The 24,518-nt window shown below is 70.8% G+C and carries 18 protein-coding genes; 5 read left to right on the top strand and 13 right to left on the bottom strand.

Going from position 1 to position 24,518, the window contains the following annotated elements:
- Positions 1 to 10 precede the first annotated feature (10 nt).
- From AB0950_RS12425 to AB0950_RS12405, 5 genes are all read right to left on the bottom strand, one after another.
- Positions 11 to 1,555, bottom strand: coding sequence for an RNA polymerase sigma factor (locus AB0950_RS12425; protein WP_366778471.1), 1,545 nt, complete (start codon positions 1,553 to 1,555; stop codon positions 11 to 13).
- A gap of 446 nt (positions 1,556 to 2,001) precedes the next feature.
- Complete coding sequence (locus AB0950_RS12420; protein WP_360148306.1) at positions 2,002 to 2,889, bottom strand: FadR/GntR family transcriptional regulator; 888 nt, start codon at positions 2,887 to 2,889, stop codon at positions 2,002 to 2,004.
- A 162-nt stretch (positions 2,890 to 3,051) separates the two neighbouring features.
- On the bottom strand, positions 3,052 to 5,601 hold the full coding sequence (locus AB0950_RS12415) for an ATP-binding cassette domain-containing protein (protein WP_366778470.1): 2,550 nt from the start codon (positions 5,599 to 5,601) through the stop codon (positions 3,052 to 3,054).
- Between the two features lie 158 nt (positions 5,602 to 5,759).
- Positions 5,760 to 6,518, bottom strand: a complete 759-nt coding sequence (locus AB0950_RS12410) for an NUDIX hydrolase (protein WP_366778469.1) — start codon at positions 6,516 to 6,518, stop codon at positions 5,760 to 5,762.
- A 382-nt stretch (positions 6,519 to 6,900) separates the two neighbouring features.
- On the bottom strand, positions 6,901 to 8,520 hold the full coding sequence (locus AB0950_RS12405) for a DUF4192 domain-containing protein (RefSeq protein WP_366778468.1): 1,620 nt from the start codon (positions 8,518 to 8,520) through the stop codon (positions 6,901 to 6,903).
- 142 nt (positions 8,521 to 8,662) lie between these two features.
- Here AB0950_RS12405 and AB0950_RS12400 point away from each other — a divergent pair, with 142 nt between their 5' ends.
- Positions 8,663 to 10,828 carry a RecQ family ATP-dependent DNA helicase gene (locus AB0950_RS12400; protein WP_366778467.1) on the top strand — a complete coding sequence of 722 codons (2,166 nt, stop codon included), beginning with the start codon at positions 8,663 to 8,665 and terminating at the stop codon, positions 10,826 to 10,828.
- Between the two features lie 266 nt (positions 10,829 to 11,094).
- On the top strand, positions 11,095 to 11,715 hold the full coding sequence (locus tag AB0950_RS12395) for a hypothetical protein (protein ID WP_360148321.1): 621 nt from the start codon (positions 11,095 to 11,097) through the stop codon (positions 11,713 to 11,715).
- 506 nt (positions 11,716 to 12,221) lie between these two features.
- Here the strand turns inward: AB0950_RS12395 and AB0950_RS12390 are convergent.
- The 3 genes from AB0950_RS12390 to AB0950_RS12380 all read right to left on the bottom strand — a co-directional run bounded on the left by AB0950_RS12390 (position 12,222) and on the right by AB0950_RS12380 (position 14,329).
- A complete protein-coding gene (locus tag AB0950_RS12390; RefSeq protein WP_360148324.1) occupies positions 12,222 to 12,854 on the bottom strand; it encodes a hypothetical protein in 633 nt (210 codons plus the stop codon).
- Positions 12,855 to 12,922: 68 nt separating this feature from the next.
- Complete coding sequence (locus AB0950_RS12385; RefSeq protein WP_360148327.1) at positions 12,923 to 13,624, bottom strand: ribonuclease HII; 702 nt, start codon at positions 13,622 to 13,624, stop codon at positions 12,923 to 12,925.
- Between the two features lie 81 nt (positions 13,625 to 13,705).
- Complete coding sequence (locus AB0950_RS12380; RefSeq protein WP_360570108.1) at positions 13,706 to 14,329, bottom strand: TetR/AcrR family transcriptional regulator; 624 nt, start codon at positions 14,327 to 14,329, stop codon at positions 13,706 to 13,708.
- A 183-nt stretch (positions 14,330 to 14,512) separates the two neighbouring features.
- Between AB0950_RS12380 and AB0950_RS12375 the strand changes: the two genes are divergently transcribed.
- A complete protein-coding gene (locus AB0950_RS12375; RefSeq protein WP_366778466.1) occupies positions 14,513 to 16,060 on the top strand; it encodes an MFS transporter in 1,548 nt (515 codons plus the stop codon).
- Positions 16,061 to 16,362: 302 nt separating this feature from the next.
- On the opposite strand, the gene AB0950_RS12370 is transcribed toward AB0950_RS12375, so the two are convergent.
- From AB0950_RS12370 to AB0950_RS12360, 3 genes are all read right to left on the bottom strand, one after another.
- Complete coding sequence (locus AB0950_RS12370; RefSeq protein ID WP_366778465.1) at positions 16,363 to 17,268, bottom strand: ADP-ribosylglycohydrolase family protein; 906 nt, start codon at positions 17,266 to 17,268, stop codon at positions 16,363 to 16,365.
- Between the two features lie 12 nt (positions 17,269 to 17,280).
- On the bottom strand, positions 17,281 to 17,940 hold the full coding sequence (locus AB0950_RS12365; RefSeq protein ID WP_366778464.1) for a histidine phosphatase family protein: 660 nt from the start codon (positions 17,938 to 17,940) through the stop codon (positions 17,281 to 17,283).
- A gap of 140 nt (positions 17,941 to 18,080) precedes the next feature.
- Complete coding sequence (locus AB0950_RS12360) at positions 18,081 to 18,686, bottom strand: YdbC family protein (RefSeq protein ID WP_360570102.1); 606 nt, start codon at positions 18,684 to 18,686, stop codon at positions 18,081 to 18,083.
- Between the two features lie 153 nt (positions 18,687 to 18,839).
- Between AB0950_RS12360 and AB0950_RS12355 the strand changes: the two genes are divergently transcribed.
- On the top strand, positions 18,840 to 19,373 hold the full coding sequence (locus tag AB0950_RS12355) for a TerD family protein (protein ID WP_360148345.1): 534 nt from the start codon (positions 18,840 to 18,842) through the stop codon (positions 19,371 to 19,373).
- A 57-nt stretch (positions 19,374 to 19,430) separates the two neighbouring features.
- Here AB0950_RS12355 and AB0950_RS12350 read toward each other — a convergent pair whose 3' ends face one another.
- Both AB0950_RS12350 and nrdR read right to left on the bottom strand, forming a co-directional pair.
- A complete protein-coding gene (locus AB0950_RS12350) occupies positions 19,431 to 22,316 on the bottom strand; it encodes a vitamin B12-dependent ribonucleotide reductase (RefSeq protein ID WP_366778463.1) in 2,886 nt (961 codons plus the stop codon).
- A 164-nt stretch (positions 22,317 to 22,480) separates the two neighbouring features.
- Complete coding sequence (gene nrdR, locus AB0950_RS12345; RefSeq protein ID WP_360148351.1) at positions 22,481 to 23,032, bottom strand: transcriptional regulator NrdR; 552 nt, start codon at positions 23,030 to 23,032, stop codon at positions 22,481 to 22,483.
- A 566-nt stretch (positions 23,033 to 23,598) separates the two neighbouring features.
- On the opposite strand from nrdR, the gene lexA reads away from it, so the two are divergent.
- Positions 23,599 to 24,378 (top strand): transcriptional repressor LexA, encoded by a 780-nt coding sequence (gene lexA / locus AB0950_RS12340; protein WP_330337407.1) that lies wholly within the window; start codon positions 23,599 to 23,601, stop codon positions 24,376 to 24,378.
- Positions 24,379 to 24,518 lie beyond the last annotated feature (140 nt).

The raw sequence follows: 24,518 nt of genomic DNA, 5'->3' as shown, positions 1-24,518 counted from the left end.
CGACCGCGACCTAGTCGAGGTAGTCGCGCAGCACCTGGGAACGCGACGGGTGGCGCAGCTTGGACATGGTCTTGGACTCGATCTGGCGGATGCGCTCACGCGTCACGCCGTACACCTTGCCGATCTCGTCGAGGGTCTTCGGCTGACCGTCGGTGAGGCCGAACCGCATGGAGACGACGCCGGCCTCGCGCTCGGACAGGGTGTCCAGAACGGAGTGCAGCTGCTCCTGCAGGAGCGTGAAGCTGACGGCGTCGGCGGGGACGACGGCCTCGGAGTCCTCGATGAGGTCACCGAACTCGCTGTCGCCGTCCTCGCCCAGCGGGGTGTGCAGCGAGATGGGCTCGCGGCCGTACTTCTGGACCTCGATGACCTTCTCGGGGGTCATGTCGAGCTCCTTGGCCAGCTCCTCCGGGGTGGGCTCGCGGCCCAGGTCCTGGAGCATCTGGCGCTGCACGCGCGCGAGCTTGTTGATGACCTCGACCATGTGCACCGGGATACGGATGGTGCGGGCCTGGTCGGCCATGGCGCGGGTGATGGCCTGACGGATCCACCAGGTGGCGTACGTGGAGAACTTGTAGCCCTTGGTGTAGTCGAACTTCTCGACCGCGCGGATCAGACCGAGGTTGCCCTCCTGGATGAGGTCCAGGAAGAGCATGCCGCGGCCGGTGTAGCGCTTGGCCAGGGAGACCACCAGACGGAGGTTGGCCTCCAGCAGGTGGTTCTTGGCGCGGCGGCCGTCCTCGGCGATGATCTCCAGCTCGCGCTTGAGCTTCGGCGCCAGCTTGTCGGCGTTGGCCAGCTTGTCCTCGGCGAACAGACCCGCCTCGATGCGCTTGGCCAGTTCGACCTCCTGCTCGGCGTTGAGCAGGGGGACCTTGCCGATCTGCTTCAGGTAGTCCTTGACCGGGTCGGCGGTGGCACCGGCCGCTGCGACCTGCTGCGCCGGCGCGTCGTCCTCGTCCTCGTCGGACAGGACGAAGCCCGCGTTCTCGGCGACCTCGGGCTCATCGGCGACCTTGGTGTCCTCGAGAACCTCGTCCTCGAGAAGCTCGGCGTCGTCCTTCTTGGCCGTGGTCTTCTTGGCGGCCGTCTTCTTCGCGACGGTCTTCTTCGCGGCCGCCTTCTTGGCGGTCGTCTTCTTGGCCGCGGCCTTCTTGGCGGGGGCGGCTTCCTCGGCAGAATCGGTTTCGGCGGGAGCGACGGGCGCCGCGGGAGCGGCCGTGCTGGCGGTGGCCTGCCTCGTGGTGGTCACCGTCTTCGCCGCGACCGTCTTGGTGGCGGTGCGCTTCGCGGGGCTCTTCGCTGCGACGCTCTTGCGGGTGCGCTTGGGCTCTGCGGCACTGACCATCAGCGTCACACCCTCTTCCTCAAGAATCTGGTTGAGGCTGCGCAGTACGTTCTTCCACTGAGTGGCCGGAATCTGGTCAGCTTCGAAGGCCCGACGCACATCGTCGCCGGCGATCTGCCCCTCAGCCTTTCCCCGCTCAATGAGCGCCATGACAGAGACGGACTCGGCGATCTCCGGCGGGAGCGTACGGGATGTGCTGGCCGACACGAACAACCTCTCGGAACGTTGGAAAGCGGCTTCCGGCACCGTCCACTGCGGACAGGAGCCGACCACCGGCCTGGGGATGGGCCGACGGCGCGGGCGGGGGCCGGGAAGATGCACAGCGCCTGTCCTGGCGTCCGTATTCCCTCCGCGGCTGTCACCTCTTAGGTCATCGCGCTGTTTCCACGAGCGTTACGCCCAATCTGCGTGGCCCGAGTCACACCCCGTACGCGGTCAAAAGCGGTCAGACATGTGCAAATGGGATCACCCTTTGACGTCCTGCACGGTCACGCGCACACCCCTGGCGGCCCGTCGCACCGCTGGACCTTGCCGGACCGCGCAGGGTCCGGCAAGGTCCAGCGGCGGCCGTCAACGAGCCCGGCGCCGCCACGCGCGCCACGAGAACCAGGCCGACGCCCCACACCGGCGACCGCTCCGCCCCGGCCGCGGGGTCAGTGCTCGCGCGGGGCGGGCACCACGCGCTCCACCTCGGGGTGGACCGTGAGCAGTTGCCGCATGGCCGTCTCGGCCGCCGTGCCGTCGCCGGTGCCGAGCGCGTCGACGATCCGCGCGTGCTGCGCGAGCGACGCCTCGTTCGGCCGGTCACAGCCCGTGACGGGGCCTCCCGAGACCTGCAGGGCCGCGGAGACGATTCCCGAGAGGTGTTCCAGCATGCGGTTGCCGGCGATCTGGATGAGCAGCCCGTGGAACTCGTTGTCGGCGCGCGAGTAGGTCAGCGCGTCGCCCTGCGCCATGGCGTGGCTCATGATCTCGACCATGTCGCTGAGGCGCTGCTGCACCTCCTCGCGCCCGTGTCCGGCGGCGAGACGGGCGGCGAGCGGCTCGATGGTCCAGCGCAGCTCGCTCAGCTCGCGGCGCTGGTCGTCGCGCTGGGGCCCGAAGGCCCGCCACTCGATGATGTCGGGGTCGAGCAGGTTCCAGTCGCTGACGGGACGCACGCGCGTGCCGACGTTCGGGCGGGCGCTGACCAGGCCCTTGGCCTCGAGGACGCGGAGGGACTCACGGACGACGGTGCGGGAGACCTCGAAGCGCTGGCCGATCTCCTCGGGCACCAGCGGGCGGTCGGCGCCCAGGTCGCCGGAGACGATCATCTGTCCGAGCTGCTGAACGAGTTGGCCGTGCAGCCCGCGTCCGCGGCTGCCGGCGGCGCGTCGGCCGACGCGGCCGAGTTCGGGGTCCGCGCCGTCCCAGGAGGGTGCTGCGACGCGGTCGGCCACCTGCGGTTCTGCGTAGGGGTAGCGGTCGAGTTCGCCCGGGCCGGCCAGACCGGAGTCGGTGGAGCGGGCGGCGGTCATCATGGTGTGCGCAAGGGTACTCACGGATCCTTTGTCGGCGTCGCCTCCAACTCCCTTGAGGTCTTTGGTGAAAAGCACACGAAAGGGTGATCGCTCACCCCATCGCAATTGACGCCTTATCGGAAAGAAATGGTCTTTCCACGGGGAGTTGTGCACGCGACGGGATCGGAAGTGGACGCCGAGTCATCACCGGAACCGGGTGCGCAGCGTCGTGAACAGGTACGCGCACAGCAACGCCGACAAGGACAACGCCATTGCGCCGCCGACCGGTTGGGCGAGCACACGCGCGAAGCCGAGCAGGTAGCGCTCGCCTCCGAAGGGCCACTGCAGCAAGAGCACCTCCCGCATCCGCATGGGGAACCCGGCGGCCATGCGCGGGGCCGACCCTCCCATCACCGTGTGCACGCAGGGGACGACCGCAACCGGTACGGCGAGTACGGCGGCCAGGCCGGCCGAGGTGGACCGGAACACACCGGCCGACAGCACGCCTGCCCACGCGCACCCGACGACGAGACCGAACCAACTCACGCTCAGCGAAAGCCAGTCCGGGGGAACTTGCGTGAGTTCCCGTCCGTAGACGATGTAGAGCGCTTCGGCGTCGCAGCCCAGGGTGAGGAAGGCCAGCAGGGCTGCGGTGGCTCCGGAGACGAGCAGTTTGGCGGTGAGCAGCCCCAGCCGGCGGGGCACGGTGCCGCGGTCCGCCGCGAGGGCGGGGTGGCGGAACTCGTCCCCGAAGGCCAGCGCACCGAGCAGTCCCGCCGCGAGTGCCGCAGGCGGCAGCGGCAGTTGACGGGGCCACGCGGCGAACAGCCGCGCCTGTGGGGTGTGCCCGATCCTGGCCAGCACTACGGCGGTGAGCGCGGACACCGCCAGGACGGCACCGCAGGTGAGGAAGCCGACACCGATGCCGGTGGCACGCCGGATCTCGTAGCGCAGGGGGCGGAGGGGGCTGGGGGCGGGGCGGACGGCGATGGGGGGCGGGAGGGGGGAGAGCGCGTCGACGGAGGGAGCATCGTCGAGGCGGGCGGCGTGGGTGGCCTGCGGCTGACGTGGGCGGGGCTTCCGGGCGCCGGGGAGACGGGTGCGCAGCGCGGAGATGCCCACGGCCAGGGTCCTCGTGCTGCCGGTCTGCGGTTCCCGGGCCGCCGGGGCCGCATCACGGCGGGCGTTCGCGGAGGCCGCCGAGTCGGCGCTCCGGCCGCCGTCGGCTCCGGCCGGCACTACGGCGGGAACTGCTCCGGGGCCGCCCTCGGCCGCGTCCTCGCCGCCGGCCGGGCCGACGTGCACAGGCCCGCTCATCCCCGGGACCTTGTCCGCGGGCGGCATGCCCTCGGACCGTAGCCGACGGGTGGTCTCCGTGCGCTCTGCCGCACTCCGGTCCGGGGAAGTCTCTGCGAGCGACGTCCGTGCACCGCTCGGGGCCTGCGTCCCCTCGCCCGCGGATGGTTCTTCGCCCGCGGCGGCGCTGGGCACGGACCGCTGCTGGGCCGGGGTGCCCGCTGCCGTGTCGCCTCGCTGCGGTGCCGTGAAGCCGAACGGCGTGGCGTGCCGTTCTTTCGCCGTGTGGCCCGTTGCGGCGCCGTCCCGCTCCCCGGACGGGAGGCCGGACGCCACGGGCGCCGCCCGCTCCGGCGAGTCGTGGGCCGACGCGCCGGCCCCCGCCGCCGCCAGGCCGAGCGCCTGGGGTCCGGACGCGGACGCCGCAAGGCCGAACGCCGAGGCGTCCGGCTCCACAGCCGACAGATCGCGCACCGTCTCGGGCTCCGTGGAAGAGGACCCCGGCCCGGCGTGTGTGCGCTCGATCCTCGGTTCGGCCACGCCCGCCTCGGCAAAGGCGAGAGCGGGCCCGCCCTCGGATCCCGGACCCATGTCGCCGACCTCGTCCGCCAGTTGGTGCACGAGGATGCCGTGCCGGAATGCCGTCTCACCGACGTCGGCGGTCGTGGAGCCGTACACCGACAGGCGGTTACCGCCCTCGCGGACGACCTCGACGGAGCGGCGCGCCGTACGGGCCTCCTTGGTGAGCAGGGCCGCGAGCCGTGCTGCGTGGGGGCTGCGGACGGCCACGCGCGGACGCAGCCGGGTGCGGGCGAACTCGGCGGCCTCCTGGTCGGCCACCACTCTGCCGCCGTCGAGGGTGACGACGCGGTCGGCGGTGCTGGCGGCCTCCTTGGGGTCGGCGGTGGTGAAGAGCACCGTGCCGCCCTGGCCGGCGTGGGCGCGCAGCATTCCGTGCAGCCACTGGGCCTCGCGGGCGGACAGATCGGCGGCGGGCTCGTCGAGGACGAGCGTGTGCGGGTCGGGCAGCAGGGCGCAGGCCAGGCCGAGCCTGCGGTCCATGCCACGCGAGAGCGTGCCGAGGGGCTCGTCGCGGAAGCTGACGAGACCGACCACTTCGAGGACTTCGTCGGCCCGTCGCGCAGGGACTCCCGAGGCCGCGCACAGCATGCGCAGATGGCCCCGGACCGAGCGGGCCGGATGCCCCGGCACGTCGCCGAGGAGCACACCGACCTCCCGCGCCGGATGAGCGATGTGATGCAGGGGCCGTCCTCTGAAGTAGGTGATGCCGCGCCCGGGTTGGAGCTCGAGCATCAGTCTGAGCGCCGTCGTCTTGCCCGCGCCGGCGTCGCCGAGGAGCACGGTGACATGGCCCGCGCGCGCTTCGAAGGTGACGTCGTCGACGGCGGGCGGGTACGCCTTGCGGGGAGTGCTGGTCAGTCCGAAGGCCTGGATCACCTGCAGCAAGATAGCGCGCTATGTCCTGTTTTCCGGGTATCGCCGGGTCTTCTACCACACGTGGTGCGGCCGCACGCCGTCCAGATCCGCCGTTCGAGGGACGCCACGGCACGCGACGGGGCCGGGGCTCCCGAGCGTCCGGGGAGCGGCTGCCTGCCTCAGACCTCGGGGCGGAGCATCGGGGGGTTGAGCAGCGTGGCGCCGCCCGCCCGGAAGAGCTGCGCCGGCCGGCCGCCCTGGCGTGTGGTCGTGCCTCCGGTGGGGACGAGGAAGCCGGGGGTGCCGGTGACCTTGCGATGGAAGTTGCGCGGGTCGAGGGCCACGCCCCACACCGCCTCGTACACCCGGCGCAGCTCACCGACGGTGAACTCGCTCGGGCAGAACGCGGTGGCCAGAGACGAGTACTCGATCTTGGACCGGGCCCGTTCCACCCCGTCGGCGAGGATCTGGGCGTGGTCGAAGGCGAGCGGTGCCACGGGCTCGTCGTCGCGGCCGTAACCGCCCTGCTGGAGCAGTTCCTCGACCGGCGCCCAGCGCGCGTTGCTGGCGTCGCCTCCCGCGCGCGGCGCGGGCAGGTCGGGTGCGAGCGCGAGGTGGGCGACGCTCACCACGCGCATGCGCGGGTCCCGCTTGGGGTCTCCGTAGGTGGCGAGCTGTTCGAGATGGGCTCCGTTGGCCTGAGCCGGGGCTGTGGGGTCGTGCGCGCACAGCCCGGTCTCCTCGGCGAGCTCACGTGCCGCCGCCTGGGAGAGATCCTCGTCGGCCCGCACGAAGCCTCCGGGCAGCGCCCAGCGCCCTTGGAACGGGGGCTCGCCCCGGCGGACCGCCAGCGCGCACAGGGCATGGCGGCGTACGGTCAGCACGACCAGGTCCACGGTCACGGCGAATGGCGGAAAGGCTGACGGGTCGTAGGGCATGCCGCGATCATAGTCGTCTTCCTGACGATAAACACTCCCTTCCTCGGGCCCGTCGGTGGCGCTTCCGCTTCGTTCCGGTATGCGGTGCGGGGCCGGGCCCTGTTCGTCGCCTTCTGGCGTTGCGCGAGGTCACGGTCGCAGTCGCAGGGCGTCCACCACCGTCTCGATCATGGCTAACCCCGGCCGGCTGATGTGCAGGGCGACCGGGGCGCCGGCACTCCGCAGCCCGGTTGGCAGGAAGCGGCTCGACCGGTAGCCGTAGGCGCGGGCTTGCCGCGAGCCGTGTCCGCCAACGGTCGCGTGACGGTCCCTCGCCGGCGCCTCGGGCAGCCGGGCGCGGAAGGTCGGCCGGCCCAGCCCCGTCGCGCTCCCCGAGCCACGATCACCCTTCGTCCTCGGGCTCGCAGTGGTCGGTCCTCGACAGTGCTGCGCCCGCCGTGGTGCCGTCCGGCTCCGCCGCACCCGTACGCGCGCCACCGAGGCCGCGGCTGCCGGGACGTGAGGGCTCGGCCGCCGACGGGCCGGGGTGGGAGCCGGCGGGCCTCCGCCGTCCTCCGCTGGACCGGGCGGCGCGAGGGGCGGCGCCGGCCTCGGTCGATCGCATCCGGCGCCGCCGACGCGTGCCGGTCTTTCGCCCTGCTTCGGTGCCTTGGCCGTCCCCTCGAACACCGGCTCCGGTGTCTTGGGGATCCACTTGGACACCGGCTTCGGTGCCTTGGGGGTCCACTCGCGCATCGACTCCCGCATCCTCAGCGGGCGGGAGACCGGCCCCAGCCGTCTTCTTCTCCGGGCGCGGCTGTTCGCCGTTTTCCTCCGGCGTGCGCATCCCGCGGCCAGCGCGCAGGCAGCGGCGGATCGCTTCCGGATCGAGGCCTTCGTTGCAGGCCTGGTGCAGCAGGCGGGCGAAGAGATAGTCGGGATCCGCGCCCAGTGCCATGGCCAGCGCCTCGCGCGCCTCCAGCTCGTCACCGGTCGACCAGGCGACCCAGCCGGCCAGGGTCAGCGGAGCCGCGGCGTGCTCGCCGTACGGCCCGACGCAGCGGCGGGCCAGTGCGCGCCAGAGCCGCAGGGCCGGAGCGGCCTCGTCACCCTCCATCCAGGCGGCCGCCCGGTCGCGGGTCGTACGGTCCTGGAGCCCGAGGATCAAAGTCGCCGCCTCGTCATGGGCGAGCAGACGGTCGTCGCGCAGGTCCGCCGGATGTGTGCCGGACACGGGCGCCGCGGCGGCGAAGCGGTGCATGATCCGCTCGGCGAGGCCCAGGGTCTCCTCCGCCACCTCCGCGCGGGACGCCTCATCGAGGATGCGGGGCACCAGGGTCATGCCGACCGCGTCCAGGGCGATCTCCTGCTCCAGTGCCGCGGACGTCTCCCAGGGCTGCAGCCTGGCGCGCAACTCCCGCAGTGTGCCGCGCACTTGGATACCCGCGTAGGTGGCCGCCGCGGCCAGTACGGAGGTGCCGGGAAGGCCCATCGGCGAGCCGTCCTCGGGGCAGCAGCCCTTGATCGGGCAGCAGTACGACCAGTAGCGGCCGTCGGAGATGCACAGTGCCTCGATGACCGGTACGTCGAGCTCGCCACACTGGGTGCGCAGCAGGTGGACCAGTGGCTCGAGGCGTCGTTTGACGTCGCGGCCGGACTCACCCGGGGACGGCTCCTGGCAGACGTAGGCCACCATCTGTTCGGGCCGGGCGCCCCGTCGTTCGCTGCCGGTCACCAGTCCCTGGGCCAGCTGGCGTGCGGCCGCCTTCCAGTCCTCCTCGTTCTTGGGGATGCCGAGCCGGGCCCGGCCGCCGAACCTGCCCTTGCCTTCGCGGTCGTGCAGGGCGACCAGCACCATGCTGTCCTCGGGGCGGTAGCCGAGGAGGTAGGGCAGGGCGTCGGCCAGCTCGGCCGGGGTGCGCAGCGTGACCTGCGTGTCGTGCGCGGACGGGCCGGTGAACGGCTCCTGACCCGAAATGTCGTTGTTCTCGAACGGTCCGGTGGTTTCGCTGTGGTTCGTCATGCGCAGACGATCTCGCGGATTACGTGATTCCGGTTGAGCCTGTGGACAACTCGGATCAGGGACACGACAACGCCGTCCGTGTTGTCCACAGCCCATGGCGGTGGGCCGCCGTTTGTCGGTCCCGTCCTGTTGTATGGGACGCATGGAGCACACGAGCAACGCGGATCTCCGGGCGCAGGCGGACGCCGTCCTCGCCCGGCTCGTCGGGGATGCCACGGGCACGGCCCGGCTGCGCGAGGATCAGTGGCGGGCGATCGAGGCGCTGGTCGCCGAGCGGCGCCGGGCCCTGGTCGTGCAGCGCACGGGGTGGGGCAAGTCCGCGGTGTACTTCGTGGCGACCTCGTTGCTGCGGGCCAGAGGCAGCGGGCCCACGGTGATCGTCTCGCCCCTGCTCGCGCTCATGCGCAACCAGGTGGACGCCGCGGCCAGGGCCGGCATCCACGCCCGCACCATCAACTCCTCCAACACCGAGGAGTGGGACGCGGTGCAGGCCGAGATCGCGGCCGGCCAGGTGGATGTCCTGCTGGTCAGCCCGGAGCGGCTGAACAACCCGGACTTCCGCGACCACATCCTGCCCAAGCTGTCGGCCGCGACCGGCCTGCTGGTCGTGGACGAGGCCCACTGCATCTCCGACTGGGGTCACGACTTCCGCCCCGACTACCGGCGGCTGCGCACCATGCTCGGCGACCTCCCGCCCGGTGTTCCCGTGCTGGCCACCACCGCCACGGCCAATGCCCGGGTGACCGCGGACGTCGCCGAGCAGCTGGGCACCGGCGTCGCCTCCGACGCCCTGGTGCTGCGCGGGCCACTGGACCGGGAGAGCCTCAGCCTCGGCGTGCTGCGGCTGCCGGACGCCGCGCACCGCATGGCCTGGCTCGCCGACCACCTGGACGACCTGCCGGGTTCCGGCATCATCTACACGCTCACGGTCGCCGCCGCCGAAGAGGTCACCGCGTTCCTGCGACAGCGCGGGCACACCGTCGCCTCGTACACGGGCAAGACGGAGAACGCCGAGCGTCAGCAGGCCGAGGACGATCTGCTCGCCAACCGGGTCAAGGCGCTGGTCGCCACCTCCGCGCTCGGCATGGGATTCGACAAGCCGGATCTCGGTTTCGTGGTCCATCTCGGCTCCCCCTCCTCCCCCATCGCCTACTACCAGCAGGTCGGCCGAGCCGGTCGCGGTGTCGATCACGCCGAGGTCCTGCTGCTGCCGGGCAAGGAGGACGAGGCGATCTGGCAGTATTTCGCCTCCCTCGCCTTCCCTTCCGAGGAGCTGGTCCGGCGCACCCTGGACGTCCTCGCCCGAGCGGACCGCCCCCTGTCGCTGCCCGCGCTGGAGCCCCTGGTCGAATTGCGCCGCTCCCGGCTGGAGACGATGCTGAAGGTCCTCGACGTGGACGGAGCGGTCCGCCGCGTCCAGGGCGGATGGATCGCCACCGGGCAGCCCTGGTCGTACGACGCCGAGCGCTATGACTGGGTCTCCCGGCAGCGCGCCGCGGAGCAGGAGGCCATGCGGGCCTACGCGTCCACCACCGAGTGCCGGATGGCGTTCCTGCAGCGTCAGCTGGACGACGAAGCCGCCCGACCTTGCGGCCGCTGCGACAACTGCGCCGGCCCTCGCTTCACCGCGGACACCTCCCCGGGCGCGGTGGACTCCGCCCGCAGCGACCTCGGCCGGGCCGGCGTCGAGGTGGAGCCCCGCCGAATGTGGCCGACGGGCCTGCCAGCGATCGGCATCGATCTCAAGGGACGCATTCCGGCCGGTGAACAGGCCTCGCCGGGGCGCGCTCTGGGGCGGCTGTCGGACATCGGCTGGGGCAACCGCCTGCGTCCGCTCCTCGCACCGCAGGCACCGGACACCGCCGTGCCGGACGACGTGGCGCGGGCCGTGGTCGGTGTCCTGGCCGACTGGGCGAAAGGCCCCGGCGGCTGGGCCTCCGATGTGTCCGACGCCCAGGCACGGCCGGTGGGGGTCGTCACCGTCGCCTCGCGGACCCGGCCTTTGCTGATCCACTCGCTGGGCGCCCGCATCGCCGAGGTCGGCCGGCTGCCACTGCTGGGCTCCGTGGAGTACGCCGAGGACGTGCCGCGCGTGCCGCGCAGCAACAGCGCGCAGCGGCTGAAGGCGCTCGACGGCGCGCTGACGGTGCCGCCCGGCCTGGCTTCGGCGCTCTTTGAGGCCGGCGGTCCGGTGCTCCTGGTCGACGACTTCACCGAAACGGGCTGGACGCTCGCGGTCGCGGCACGACTGCTCAGGAAGTCCGGCGCTCGGGGGGTGTTGCCGCTGGTCCTGGCCGTCCAGGGCTGACCGCGCACTGGTCCCGGAAGGCGGAGCGGACATGACCGCAGCACCTCATGCGTCGGTGAGCCAACCTTTGGGTAGGGATATAAGCCACGCACCACCAGATAACAGTCGGTGGCGCCAATTGCTCGTTGCCGCATCCAAGTTCGGCAGGAAGAATTGAGGTCCGCTCCCCGCGCGGCTCGTCCGTGACCGGTCGGGCTTTGCTGCGGTGCGCGGTCCCTCGAATCCGACCTCGCCCGCAGTATGGGCGCGCAGCCGAAGGGAGGAACGTGACCTTCGGATTCGCCTCGTCCTCGGCGGCCTCGTTCTCGACGTCCGCGACCGCCGCTTCCGCCAGTCGTCTGCTCGAGCCGGCCGAATGGGCCGCCGCCGGAATCCCTCTGCTGCGCAACCCCCGTGAGGTCGTCACCGGTCTGCACTCCCGCCATCGGCCGAGGCCTTCCACGGCGGTCGTGGCCGTGCTCGATCCGGAGGAACGGCTCTGCGCCAGTGCGTCGTTCACCCGCCGTCCCGCCCCGGCCGACGGCTGGATGTTCCGCAACGCGCTGCTCGCGCAGCTGCGCCGGGTCATTCCGCACGACCTGAGGCGCCGGACCCCGGTGCGCACGGCCATCCTCCTCTACTGCCGTGAGGGCGACGCGCGTTGGACGGAGGAGGACGGAGCCTGGATGTGGGGCCTGCGTGACGCCTGCACCCTGCACGGGCTGCGGTGCGGGGCGTACATCACGCTGACCCACGACGGCTGGCACGTGCTCGGCGAGGGCCGCAGCGGACGCCGCCCCAATGCCGACTCCGTGCCCGAGCCCTTCGCCACGTCCGACGCGCCGCCGCCCGCACCACGCACCGGCGGACCGGTCTCCGAGGTCCTGCGCCGCGCAGCAGCCCGCTAGACGGCGCCGAGGAAGGCCGGATCGTACGTACGACCGCCTCCCCGGTCACTGCCCCGGTCCGCGCGGACGGCGTGCCGACCGGCCGCCGCCCGATCGCCAGTGGCCTCAGGGCGGCATGACCGTGCCATGACTACAGGCGGCAAGGCCTGGGGTAGCCCGGAGGGCGCGGGGGCGGTACCGAGAAAGCGACCGACGCCGGATCCGCGCCAACTTCCGTGCGAGCCCACCGTGTTGAGACCGCATCCGACACCGCTCCCCAAGCGCCCGTGGCCACGCGGAAGGAGGCGGCGCTCGCCCTCCCTGCGCTGCGAGCGCAGGGGGCGGAGCCCGGATCCGGCCACCGCCGTGCAACCGCTGCCCGGCACTCGGCGTCCTGGTCCAGGTCCAGGACAGCGGCCTTCGCGTGTCCTTTCACCGGTCACCCGGGCATGCCAAAGGCCACGCCGTACGGTTACCGCCGGATCGGTACCCTCGTCACCCCGCCACTGCGAGGCGCCGGACGCGGATCAGACGCCCGCGCCCAGCACCGAGTTGATCTGCTGCGGGTCGCCGCAGACGATCAGCAGGGCACCGGCCCGGGAGTGGGCCAGCGGCAGGGCCGAGGCGGCAGCGGTGGCGGGGCCTCCGTTGAGGGCCACGACGACCACGGGGCGGGACGCGGCGCGGGAGGCGACGGCGGCGTCCGCATAGAAGACGTCGTCACCGGCATCGTGCTGCGCCCAGTAGGAAGCTTCACCGAAGGACAGCTCGTGCTCCGCCCACGGGTGCTGGGACCCGGTGGTGATCACGAGCACGTCGCCGGGGGCACGGCCCGACTCCAGCAGCAGGTCCACCGCCTCCTCGGCGGCGTCGAGCGCACCCTCGGCCGAGGCCGGGATCAGCTGGATCTGCGGGCCGGCCGCCGCGGCGGCGGGAGCGGCCGGGCCGGACGGAGCGGGCTTGGCCTGAGTGACGTCACGCGGCGTGCGCTGCACCGGCGGCGCCGGCCGCGGAGGGCCGGGACGACCGGGGCGGGACGGAGCCGCGGGACGGGGGCCGGGTACAGGGCGGGGGGTCGGCGCGGTACGGCCGCTGGCCGGCGTGGCGCGGGGACCCTGGGCACTCTCGTGAATCTGAGGCTCCTCGGGAATGAGAGGCATGAGCTGATATTTATCAAACGTTGGTGCGGCACGGGTGACCGGGTGGCACATCAGTGCGAGCGGAACCGTCAGAAATCGAAGCCGAGCTGGCCCTCGATCTCGGGAACGCTTCCCTCCACCCAGCTGCGGACCTTCTTGAGGTGCCGCCACTGAGGCAACGCATCAAGATACGCCCACGACAAGCGGTGGTGCGGGGTGGGCCCCCACTCCGCCAGTGCGGCCTTGTGCACGGGCGAGGGATACCCGGCGTTGTCCGCAAATCCGAAGTGTGCATGGTCGGCACCCAGTTCGGCCATCATTTTGTCGCGCTGAACCTTGGCTATCACCGACGCCGCCGCGACGGCCACACACGACTGATCACCCTTGATCACCGTGCGCACCTTCCAGGGGGCACCGAGGTAGTCGTGCTTCCCGTCGAGGATCACGGCGTCGGGGCGGACCGGCAGGGCGTCCAGGGCGCGGCCCGCGGCGAGCCGCAGCGCGGCGGTCATCCCCAGGTCGTCAATCTCCTCGGGGGAAGCATGCCCCAGCGCGTAGGCGGTCACCCATGTCCGAAGGGTCTCCGCCAGCTCGGTGCGCCGTTTGATCGTCAGCAGCTTGGAGTCGGTCAGCCCCTCGGGCGGGCGGCGGAGTCCGGTGACCGCCGCGCAGACGGTGACAGGTCCGGCCCACGCGCCGCGCCCCACCTCGTCGACACCGGCAATGACCTTCGCTCCGGTCGTGGCGCGCAGGGAGCGCTCGACGGTGTGAGTAGGCGGTTCGTACGGCATGGCGCCCTTAGCGTACGCCGCCGGGCGGGTCGGCCGACACCCCGGTCTCCCGTCCCGCCGGCAGGTCACCGGCGGGCGCCGTCAGGCTCCGTAGGGCCGCAGCAGCGGGAGCATCAGCCGGTCGATCATCTCCTCGAGATCCTGATCGCTCCATTCGCTGGCGCACATCTTCGAGCGGTACATCATCATGGCCGGGATGGCGTCGAAGACATAGCCGTTGGCCGCGTCCGCACGCACCTCTCCTCGCTCTATTCCGCGCGTGATGACCTCTCCCAGGAGCCGGACGGTCGGCTCCACCACCCCTCCGACGATCACTTCCTGGAAGCGCTCCGCGTGGATCTGATCGCACTCGTGAATCACCGAGCGCAGCGCCACGCCCGGCGGCGAGAACATGATCTGCCGCACCTGCCGGCACAGGGCGAGAAGATCCTCGCGCACGCTGCCGAGGTCCGGCGCCGTCTCGACCCTGGGCAGCCCGGCCACCAGCGCGTCCGCGACGAGGTCCTCCTTGCAGGGCCAGCGGCGGTAGACCGCGGCCTTGCCGGTCTGGGCGCCGGCGGCGACGCCTTCCATGGTCAGGCCCTTCCAGCCGACCTCGCCGAGTTGCTCCAGCGCTGCTTCGAGGATCGCGCGCTCCAGCACCACGCCGCGCCGACGAGGGGAAGCCGCTCGAGCGGGAGCAGCCGTCCAGCGCGAAGTAACCATCTGTGTCTCTCCAACAGGGGAAGCGGGGATTGCCGGGGGCAGGCGGTGCCGCGCTGCAGCAACAGGGGGACGCGACGCGGGGCACGAGATTAAGTGAACGCTTGCGTTCACTGTTGGGGACTCACTACCGTGGACGCGAAAGTGAACGCGATCGTTCACTAACGCCTTCAGGGGGGACCCATAGTGACGACCTCTCAGCTGCTGCAGGATCCAGAACCGGGCGTGGCCCGCCGGGAGGGGCATCCCGGCATCGCACTCACCGTCATCGCGGCCTGCCAACTCATGGTGGTACTCGACGCGACGATTGTGAACATCGCGCTCCCGCACATTCAAGACGCGCTCAAGTTCAGCACCACGGACCTGACGTGGGTGGTCAGCGCCTACACGCTCACGTTCGGCGGTCTGCTGCTGCTCGGTGCGCGCGCCGGTGACATCCTCGGCCGCCGCCGGGTGTTCATGACCGGCATCCTGTTGTTCACCTTCGCCTCCCTGCTGGGCGGTCTCGCCCAGGAGCCCTGGCAACTGCTGGCCGCGCGGGCCTTGCAGGGCGTGGGCGGCGCGATCGCCTCGCCCACATCGCTGGCACTGATCACCACGACCTTCCCCGAAGGCCCGGAACGCAACCGGGCCTTCGGTGTGTTCGCCGCCGTGTCCGCGGGCGGTGGCGCCATCGGCCTGCTCGCGGGCGGCATGCTCACGGACTGGCTCGACTGGCGGTGGGTGCTGTTCGTCAACGTGCCGATCGGCGTGCTGATCGCCGCTCTGGCCCCGTTGTACATCAGCGAGTCCCAGCGGCATCCGGGTCGCTTCGACATCACGGGGGCACTGACCTCGACGGCCGGGATGGCCTCGCTGGTCTACGGGTTCATCCGCGCTTCGGAGAACGGCTGGCGGGACGGCCTCACCCTCGGCTCGTTCGGCGCGGCCGTGGTGCTGCTGCTCGCCTTCGTCTTCACCGAGATATGGGCGAAGGAGCCGATCACCCCGCTCAGGATGTTCACGGACCGCAACCGCTGGGGAACGTACGTGATCATGCTGAGCCTCGCCGCCGCGATGTTCGGCATGTTCTTCTACATCGTGCTGTTCGTGCAGGACGTCCTCGGCTACAGCGCGATCAGGGCCGGCCTGGCCTTCCTTCCCGTGACGGTCGCGATCGCGGTCGGCGCGGGTCTGTCCCAGCGGTTCCTTCCCGCGCTCGGCCCCAGGCCGTTCATGATGACCGGCACGGCGCTCGTGGTGATCGGGCTGGTCTGGCAGACCTTCATCCGGCCGGACAGCTCCTATCTCGGCGGAGTGCTCGGGCCGATGCTGGTGTTCGGCTTCGGCATGGGCCTGAACTTCGTGACGGCCACGGTCACGGCGGTGTCCGGAGTCGCCCAGCACGAGGCCGGTGCCGCCTCCGGGCTCCTCAACGCCATGCAGCAGGTAGGCGGTTCGCTCGGACTGTCCATCCTGACGACCGTCTTCGGCTCGGCCGCCAAGGACGAGGCGAAGAAGCAGCTGCCGAAGTTCCTCACCGGCAGTTCGCCGGAACAGCAGGCACAGTTCGCCAAGACGCATCAGCTGCCCGCGCCCTGGGGACACGAGGTGCTGGCCCACGGCATCTCCACGTCCTTCGTGCCGGCCGCCGCCATGGCCGCAGTCGCGTTCCTCACCGCCTGGCTGGTGATCAGGGTGCGCAAGAGCGATCTCGACGCGCTCGCCGGCGTGGCGGGCCCGGGCATCGGCTGAGCCGGCGCGAGGCGCACGGAGCCATGGTCGGCCGGACCGCCACCCGGGGCCTGACGGCGCCGGCGGCGGTCCGGCCGTACGCCTCACGGCCGTCCGCGCCCGCCCGACCAGCAGAACAGTGACCAGCAGCAGAACCGGCATCCCGTACGCCATCCCCACACCCCCTCCGCCCCTTGCTCTTCACCTGCCCACCGCCCTGCCACCGAGAGGCAAAGGGTGCGACGGACATAGGAGGAACGGGCGGTGGTCACACAGAGTTCCCGCCGGATACGGAGAGTTCTGCGGCCCAGCGCACTGAGCGGTCAGAGTCCCGAGGGCACCCAGTCCGGCAGTGCTTCGGCGCGCTCCACCCAGTGCGCGGGCGGGGCCCCCGCCTTGCCGGAGGCGAGCACACCGCCCACGATCGCGCAGGTGGTGTCCATGTCGCCGCCCACTCCGGCCGTCGTCCAGAAGGCCGTCTCGTAGTCACCGAGGCTCCGCGCGGCGGACCAGAGAGCGAAGGGCACGGTGTCGTGGGCCGTCGTACGGCGTCCGCACCCGAGCACCGCGGCTACGGTGCCCGCGTCGCCGTAGTCGAGCATGTCCCGGGCGCGCCGGAGCCCCTGGCCGACGGCGCTCTTCGGCACCAGGGCGACGACGCCGTCGAGGAGGGCCTCGGGGCTGGGCGGGCCGTCCGGCGAGCCGGCCAGCGCCGCCGCGGCGGCCACGGCCATGGCGCCGACGACGGCCTCACGGTGCTGGTGGGTGGTGTACGCCGAGATCTCCGCCTGATGGGTCGCCTGCTCGGGATCGTCCGCGTACCACGCGCCCAGCGGCGCGATCCGCATCGCCGCACCGTTGCCCCAGGACCCCTGTCCGTTGAACAGCCCGGCGGCCAGTTCCCGCCAGTCCTGGCCCTCTCGGACGAGGCGCAGCAGACGGTTGACGGCAGGGCCGTAGCCCCGCTCGAAGTCGTGGTGCTCGGCGAAGGAGAAGGCCAGGGCGTCCTGGTCGATGCGGCCGTGGGCGGCGAGGACGGCGACCACGGAGCAGGCCATCTCGGTGTCGTCCGTCCACTGCCAGGGTCCTGCAGGCAGCTCGCGTCGCTTCAGCAGGGGGTAGTTCGCCGGGACGAAGAACTGGGAGCCCAAGGCGTCCCCCACGGCCAGTCCGCGCAGGCTGGCCAGGGCGCGCTCCAGGCGCCCCGAGGTCGAGGAATCAGCGGTCATCGCTCTGCCACTCTATCCGTTCACCCAGTACGGCACCGGTTTGCGCCAGCGCTCGAAGGGCCGGTCGAGCGTGTACTTGCCGTCCTCCCCGAGAACGAGCATCCGCACCTCGGCGTTCCCGGGATTTGACAGCGACTCGAATTCGGCGACCGTCCAGTGGAACCACCGCATGCAGAACAGGCGCATGGCGAGCCCGTGGGTCACCAGCAGGACGTTCGGCGGATGGTCAGGGGCCTCGAAGCTGCGGTACAGGCTCTCCAGGAAGCCGCCGACCCGGTCGTACACGTCGGCGCCCGACTCGCCTTGCGGGAACCGGAAGAAGAAGTGGCCGTACGCGTCACGGTAGGCCTTCTGCACGCGGACGTCGTCGCGGTCCTGCCAGTTGCCCCAGTCCTGTTCGCGCAGCCTCGGCTCCTCCCGGACGCGTATGAGGTCCGGGTCGAGATGGAAGGCGCGGAGTGTCTCGTGGGTCCGGCGGTACGGGGAGACGTACACGCTCAGGCGTTCCCGGCCGAAGAGCTCCCGGAGCTCCTTGCCGGTCTCCTCGGCCTGCCGCCAGCCGCGCTCGGTCAGCGCGAGAGCGTGGTCGGGCTCGCGCTCGTACACGGAGTCGTCGACGTTGCCCGTGGACTCGCCGTGCCGGACAAGGACGATGCGCCGTGGTCGTGCCATGCCAAAACCCTAGATCGAGCGACGGAAATCAACGCACTCGTGCGGGCTCATACAGCGTATGTCACACGAAACCCGCCCCCGAGGACCACTCCGGGCACCCGGGTAACGCTGGGTTTGAATTTCAAACTCGCACCCGGGCTTCACACCGTCCAGGACGGCTCCATCTCCACGATGTCGCCGGAGAGGGCCGCGACGTCGGCCTCGGTCTGGGCGCGCAGCGCGAGGCGTTCCACACGCTCGGTGCGGTACTTGCCGTGCTCGGCGGCCGACCGCCACATCGACAGGATCATGAACTCCTGCCCGGGCGCCTCGGCGAACATGCCGCGGATCATGCCGGGCGAACCGGCCATCGCGGGATTCCAGACCTTCTCCTGCATGAGGGTGAAGTGCTCGGCGCGCTCCTCGTGGATCCGGCACAGGGCCACGCGGATGAGATCGGCGTCGGTGAACCTCGGCTCGAAGCCCGTCTTCACATCGAAGCGGTACTCGAAGAGCTTGGCCTGGGCGTCCTTGAACGTGCCGGCCTGGGCGGACGCCAGCCGGTCGTGCGAGCGGGCCATGAAGGAGTCGTAGAAGGCGCGGCTCTCCCAGAAGGCGAAGATGTGCGCCACGCCCGGTCGCCGCCGGCTCCAGCCGCCCCCCTGCCCCCGGAATCCCGGCTCCCCCAGAAGCCCCGCCCATTTCCGCTGCCCCCGCTCGAACCCGCGGCGGTCCACCACGGTGCAGCGAATCCACTTGACCAGCACCGCGCCATCGTAAGGCCACGGGACGTGGCGTCGGTCACGCTCCGACGCACATCACCCGCGCACATGCCCACGCGCGCGTGGCACGATGAACAAGAGGCCCCTTCTCCGCGGGAGTTGGGGAACGAGGCAGCCACTGGGGGAAGGGGAAACCTGTTGACCGGCTTCAGCAAGGGAATGCGCGAGGTCGAGGTCGGACTCAAGTGGGACCCCAGTCCGGCGGGTCAGCCTCCGAGCGATCTGGACCTCGTCGCCGCGACCTTCGTTTCGGGCGACGCGTACGGCAGCCCGGCGTATGTGGTGCACTTCGACAGCCGCTCACCGGACGGCACGATCTTCCTCAACCGGGACAGCCCGGACGGCAAGGGCTTCGGCTGGGACGAGGTCATGACGCTGCAACTGGACCGGCTGGACGGCCGGTACGCGCGCGTGGTGGTCGGTGTCGTCATCCAGCAGCGCTACGGGCCCAGGACGTTCGCCCAGGTGCTGAACCCGGGTATGCGCATCCGGGAGGGCCGCTACACCGTGCTCGCCCAGGATGACTTCGGCTCGATCCCGGGTGCGACGGCCGCCACGATCGCCGAGTTCGTGCGGGACGAGGCCGGGGAGTGGGCCTTCCGTCCCGGCGTGCACGGCTTCGAGGAGGACCCGGCGGCCTTCACCCGCGTCATGGGCAGGGCCCAGCCCTAGCAGTAAGGGGCGCCGGCAATGGCCGGCGCCCCTTACTCTCACCTCATTTCACGACCGTCAGCTGCAGCCGCTGGTCGAGCCGCAGCCCTCGCAGATGTAGCAGGAACCGGCCCGCTGCATCTTCGTGCCGCAGGAGAAGCACAGCGGGGCGTCGGCCTGGATGCCCAGCTGCATCTCGACCAGTTCGGCGCTGGTGTGGGCCTGCTTCGGAGCGGGCTTGGCCGCCTCGGTCTCGGCCTTAGGCGTGGCGACCGCCTTCAGCTCCTGGGCGCGCGGCGCCGACTGGGCCAGGCCCTCGACGTCGACCTCGTCCTCGGACGGCTCGTAGGAACCGGTCTCCAGGTGCCGCTGACGCTCCTCGGCGGAGTGGATGCCGAGCGCGGAGCGGGTCTCGAAGGGCAGGAAGTCCAGCGCCAGACGACGGAAGATGTAGTCGACGATCGACTGGGCCATCCGCACGTCCGGGTCGTCCGTCATGCCGGCCGGCTCGAAGCGCATGTTGGTGAACTTCGAGACGTACGTCTCCAGCGGCACGCCGTACTGGAGACCGACGGAGACCGCGATGGAGAAGGCGTCCATCATGCCCGCGAGGGTCGAGCCCTGCTTGGACATCTTCAGGAAGACCTCGCCGAGACCGTCGTCCGGGTAGGAGTTGGCGGTCATGTAGCCCTCGGCGCCACCGACCGTGAAGGAGGTGGTGATCCCCGGGCGGCCCTTCGGCAGGCGCTTGCGGACCGGGCGGTACTCGACGACCTTCTCGACCTTGGGCTCGGCGGCGGGCTCCTCGGCCTTGTCCTCCGCGGGCTCCTTCTTCTTGGCGGACAGCGGCTGGCCCACCTTGCAGTTGTCGCGGTAGATCGCGAGCGCCTTGACGCCCAGCTTCCAGGCCTCGAAGTAGATCTCCTCGACCTCCTCGACGGTCGCCGTCTCCGGCATGTTGACCGTCTTGGAGATGGCGCCGGAGATCCACGGCTGGATCGCGGCCATCATGCGCACGTGGCCCATCGGGGAGATGGCGCGCTCACCCATGGCGCAGTCGAACACCTCGTAGTGCTCGGGCTTCAGGCCCGGGGCGTCGATCACATTGCCGTGCTCGGCGATGTGGGCGACGATCGCCTCGATCTGCTCCTCCTGGTAGCCCAGGCGGCGCAGGGCCTGCGGGACGGTGCCGTTGACGATCTGCATCGAGCCGCCGCCGACCAGCTTCTTGAACTTCACGAGCGCAAGGTCGGGCTCGACACCGGTGGTGTCGCAGGACATCGCGAGGCCGATGGTGCCGGTGGGGGCGAGGACGGACGCCTGGGAGTTACGGAAACCGTTCTTCTCACCGATACGCAGCACGTCCTGCCAGGCCTCCGTGGCGGCGGCCCACACCGGGGTGTCCAGGTCGTCCATGCGGACGGCCTTGCCGTTGGCGTCGGCGTGCTGCGCCATGACGCGGTTGTGGGCGTCGGCGTTGCGGGCGTAGCCGTCGTACGGGCCGACGACCGCGGCCAGTTCGGCGGAGCGGCGGTAGGCGGTGCCCGTCATCAGGGAGGTGATGGCGCCGGCGAGGGCGCGGCCGCCGTCGGAGTCGTAGGCGTGGCCGGTGGCCATCAGCAGGGCGCCGAGGTTGGCGTAGCCGATGCCGAGCTGGCGGAACGCGCGCGTGTTCTCGCCGATCTTCTGGGTCGGGAAGTCCGCGAAGCAGATCGAGATGTCCATCGCGGTGATGACCAGCTCGACGACCTTCTGGAAGCGCTCGGTCTCGAAGGACTGGTTGCCCTTGCCGTCGTCCTTCAGGAACTTCATCAGGTTCAGCGAGGCCAGGTTGCAGGACGTGTTGTCCAGGTGCATGTACTCGCTGCACGGGTTCGACGCGGTGATCCGGCCGGACTCGGGGCAGGTGTGCCAGTTGTTGATGGTGTCGTCGTACTGGATGCCGGGGTCGGCGCAGGCCCAGGCGGCCTCGGCGATCTTGCGGAAGAGCGCCTTGGCGTCGACCTCCTCGATGACCTCGCCGGTCATACGGGCGCGCAGGCCAAACTTGCCGCCCTCCTCGACCGCCTTCATGAACTCGTCGTTCACACGGACCGAGTTGTTGGCGTTCTGGTACTGGACGGAGGTGATGTCCTCGCCGCCCAGGTCCATGTCGAAGCCCGCGTCGCGCAGGACGCGGATCTTCTCCTCCTCCTTGACCTTGGTCTCGATGAAGTCCTCGATGTCGGGGTGGTCGACGTCGAGCACGACCATCTTGGCGGCGCGGCGGGTGGCGCCACCGGACTTGATGGTGCCGGCGGAGGCGTCGGCGCCGCGCATGAAGGAGACCGGGCCGGAGGCGTTGCCGCCGGAGGACAGCAGCTCCTTGGAGGAGCGGATGCGGGAGAGGTTCAGGCCGGCGCCGGAGCCGCCCTTGAAGATCATCCCCTCTTCCTTGTACCAGTCGAGGATCGACTCCATGGAGTCGTCGACGGACAGGATGAAGCAGGCGGAGACCTGCTGGGGCTGCGGGGTGCCCACGTTGAACCAGACGGGGCTGTTGAAGCTGAAGATCTGGTGCAGGAGGGCGTACGCCAGCTCGTGCTCGAAGATCTCGGCGTCGGCGGGCGAGGCGAAGTACTTGTAGTCCTCGCCGGCCTTCCGGTACGTCTTCACGATGCGGTCGATCAGCTGCTTGAGGCTGGTCTCGCGCTGCGGGGTGCCGACGGCACCGCGGAAGTACTTGCTGGTGACGATGTTGACCGCGTTCACCGACCAGAAGTCGGGGAACTCGACGCCACGCTGCTCGAAATTGACCGAGCCGTCGCGCCAGTTGGTCATGACGACGTCTCGGCGCTCCCACGACACCTCGTCGTACGGGTGTACGCCGGGGGTGGTGTGGATGCGCTCGACACGCAGCCCCTTGGTGGCCTTGGCGCCCTTGGCTCGGGAACCTCGTGCCGGACCGCTCGCCGTCTCTGTCATGCCGCCTCCCTGTACGGGCAAAAACGCCCTGAAGTGCCCCGATTGTTCCCGTGGCACGGTGTTCTGTCGTGTGTCGCGGGCACCCTCAGCTGCCACCCGCGACAGGTCTTCGTTGGCCGCCTTACGGCCGGAACCCGGCTCTCCTCCCGGATTCCGGCCCGCCGTCAGTCGGCGGCGTGAGCGGGCACGGGGACCTCGCCGGTCCCGCCCGGCCCGCGATCGTCTTCCTTGCTCCCCGTTCCCGCGTCTTCCTCGTCCGCGCCGGGGCCTCCCGTCGCCTCCCTCAGCTCCGCGATGGCGGCCTCGAAGTCCTCGAGCGAGTCGAACGCCCGGTAGACGGAGGCGAATCGCAGATAGGCGACGAGGTCGAGTTCCTGCAACGGGCCGAGTATGGCCAGCCCTACGTCGTGGGTGGTCAGCTCGGCGCTTCCGGTGGCCCGTACCGCCTCCTCGACCCGCTGGCCGAGCTGGGCGAGTGCGTCCTCCGTGACAGGCCGCCCCTGGCATGCCTTGCGCACGCCGTTGATGACCTTGGTCCGGCTGAACGGCTCGGTGACCCCGGACCGCTTGATCACCATGAGCGAGCACGTCTCCACGGTCGTGAAACGACGGGAGCAGTCAGGGCACTGGCGGCGCCTGCGGATCGACGTGCCGTCGTCGGTCGTACGACTGTCGACCACACGGCTGTCGGGGTGCCTGCAGAAGGGGCAGTGCATGATCTCCAACCCTCCTCACAGCAGACTCATCAACCTCACCGAGCCACAGGGGCCCCGCGAAGCAGCCCTAAGCATAGGCGATCGTGGAGCCGTCTCAGACCCGGGGGACCACAACTTCTGGGCTGCTGTAGCCATCCAACCACTAGATGTGGGGATTGGCTCATACATCGAGGCAGAATCGCGTGTCGCGCGGGGCCGCCGCGCACACCGGCTGCGAAAGGCCCGCCCAGGGACACGCGGGCCGCAGAACCGTATCGCTGTGCGGCTTACGGAGATACCGTGAGCGCCACACGGAGGACGCGTGGGACTCCGGCACAGAAGGGACCCGGAGCCGGGACGGCCGGGCTCCGGATGGCAGACTGGGGCCGCGACCCACGAGGTCGGCAACCCCGGCGGTGAAGAGTACAACAATGGGCGCTTTTGCCCGCCAGGTGGCGCGTCAGCAATACACCCAGACACATGATCGCGTCAGGTGAATCGCACTTTTTCACTCGAACGTGTGTTTGGCGCAACCTTTCGAAAGCAACTACCGTTGTGCAGCAGGGAGACCATCGAGAGGGGCCGACGTGACCACCACCGCAGACAGTGCCACCATCACCGCCCAGGACCGCTCCCAGGGCCGAGTCGAGGCGGTACACGTGATGAATGAAGCCACGAATCCCGAGGGGCCCAAGCGCTCCCTGCCAGGCCGACCTCCAGGCATCCGGGCCGACAGCTCCGGGCTCACCGACCGGCAGCGCCGCGTGATCGAGGTCATCCGCGACTCCGTACAGCGGCGCGGTTACCCGCCGTCCATGCGGGAGATCGGCCAGGCCGTCGGCCTCTCGAGCACCTCCTCGGTCGCGCACCAGCTGATGGCACTCGAGCGCAAGGGCTTCCTGCGCCGCGACCCGCACCGCCCGCGCGCGTATGAGGTGCGCGGCTCGGACCAGGCCGTGACCATGCAGCCCACGGACACCGCCGGCAAGCCCGCCGCGTCGTACGTCCCGCTGGTCGGCCGTATCGCCGCCGGTGGACCCATCCTCGCGGAGGAGTCCGTCGAGGACGTCTTCCCTCTCCCCCGCCAGCTCGTCGGCGACGGTGAACTCTTCGTCCTCAAGGTCGTCGGCGACTCCATGATCGAGGCCGCGATCTGCGACGGCGACTGGGTCACCGTGCGCCGCCAGCCGGTCGCCGAGAACGGCGACATCGTGGCCGCGATGCTCGACGGCGAAGCCACCGTCAAGCGCTTCAAGCGCGAGGACGGCCATGTCTGGCTCCTCCCGCACAACGCGGCCTACGAGCCGATCCCCGGCGACGACGCGACCATCCTGGGCAAGGTCGTCGCGGTACTGCGGCGCGTGTGACGCTGCGGGCGGGCCGTACGGCCGCTCGCTCCCTGACCGGGCCCCGGAACCCCTGCGCCGGTTCCGGGGCCCTGCCCTGTCCGGTCTGGCTCCCGGCACTCGCCGCATCGCGGGGCGGCCCGACCGGCGGACCGGCGGCG

The sequence above is a fragment of the Streptomyces sp. NPDC007189 genome (assembly GCF_040703635.1).
In the GTDB taxonomy this organism is placed as follows: domain Bacteria; phylum Actinomycetota; class Actinomycetes; order Streptomycetales; family Streptomycetaceae; genus Streptomyces.
The sequence above is the reverse complement of the archived record's forward strand: the minus strand, read 5'-3'. Positions and strand labels throughout refer to the sequence as shown.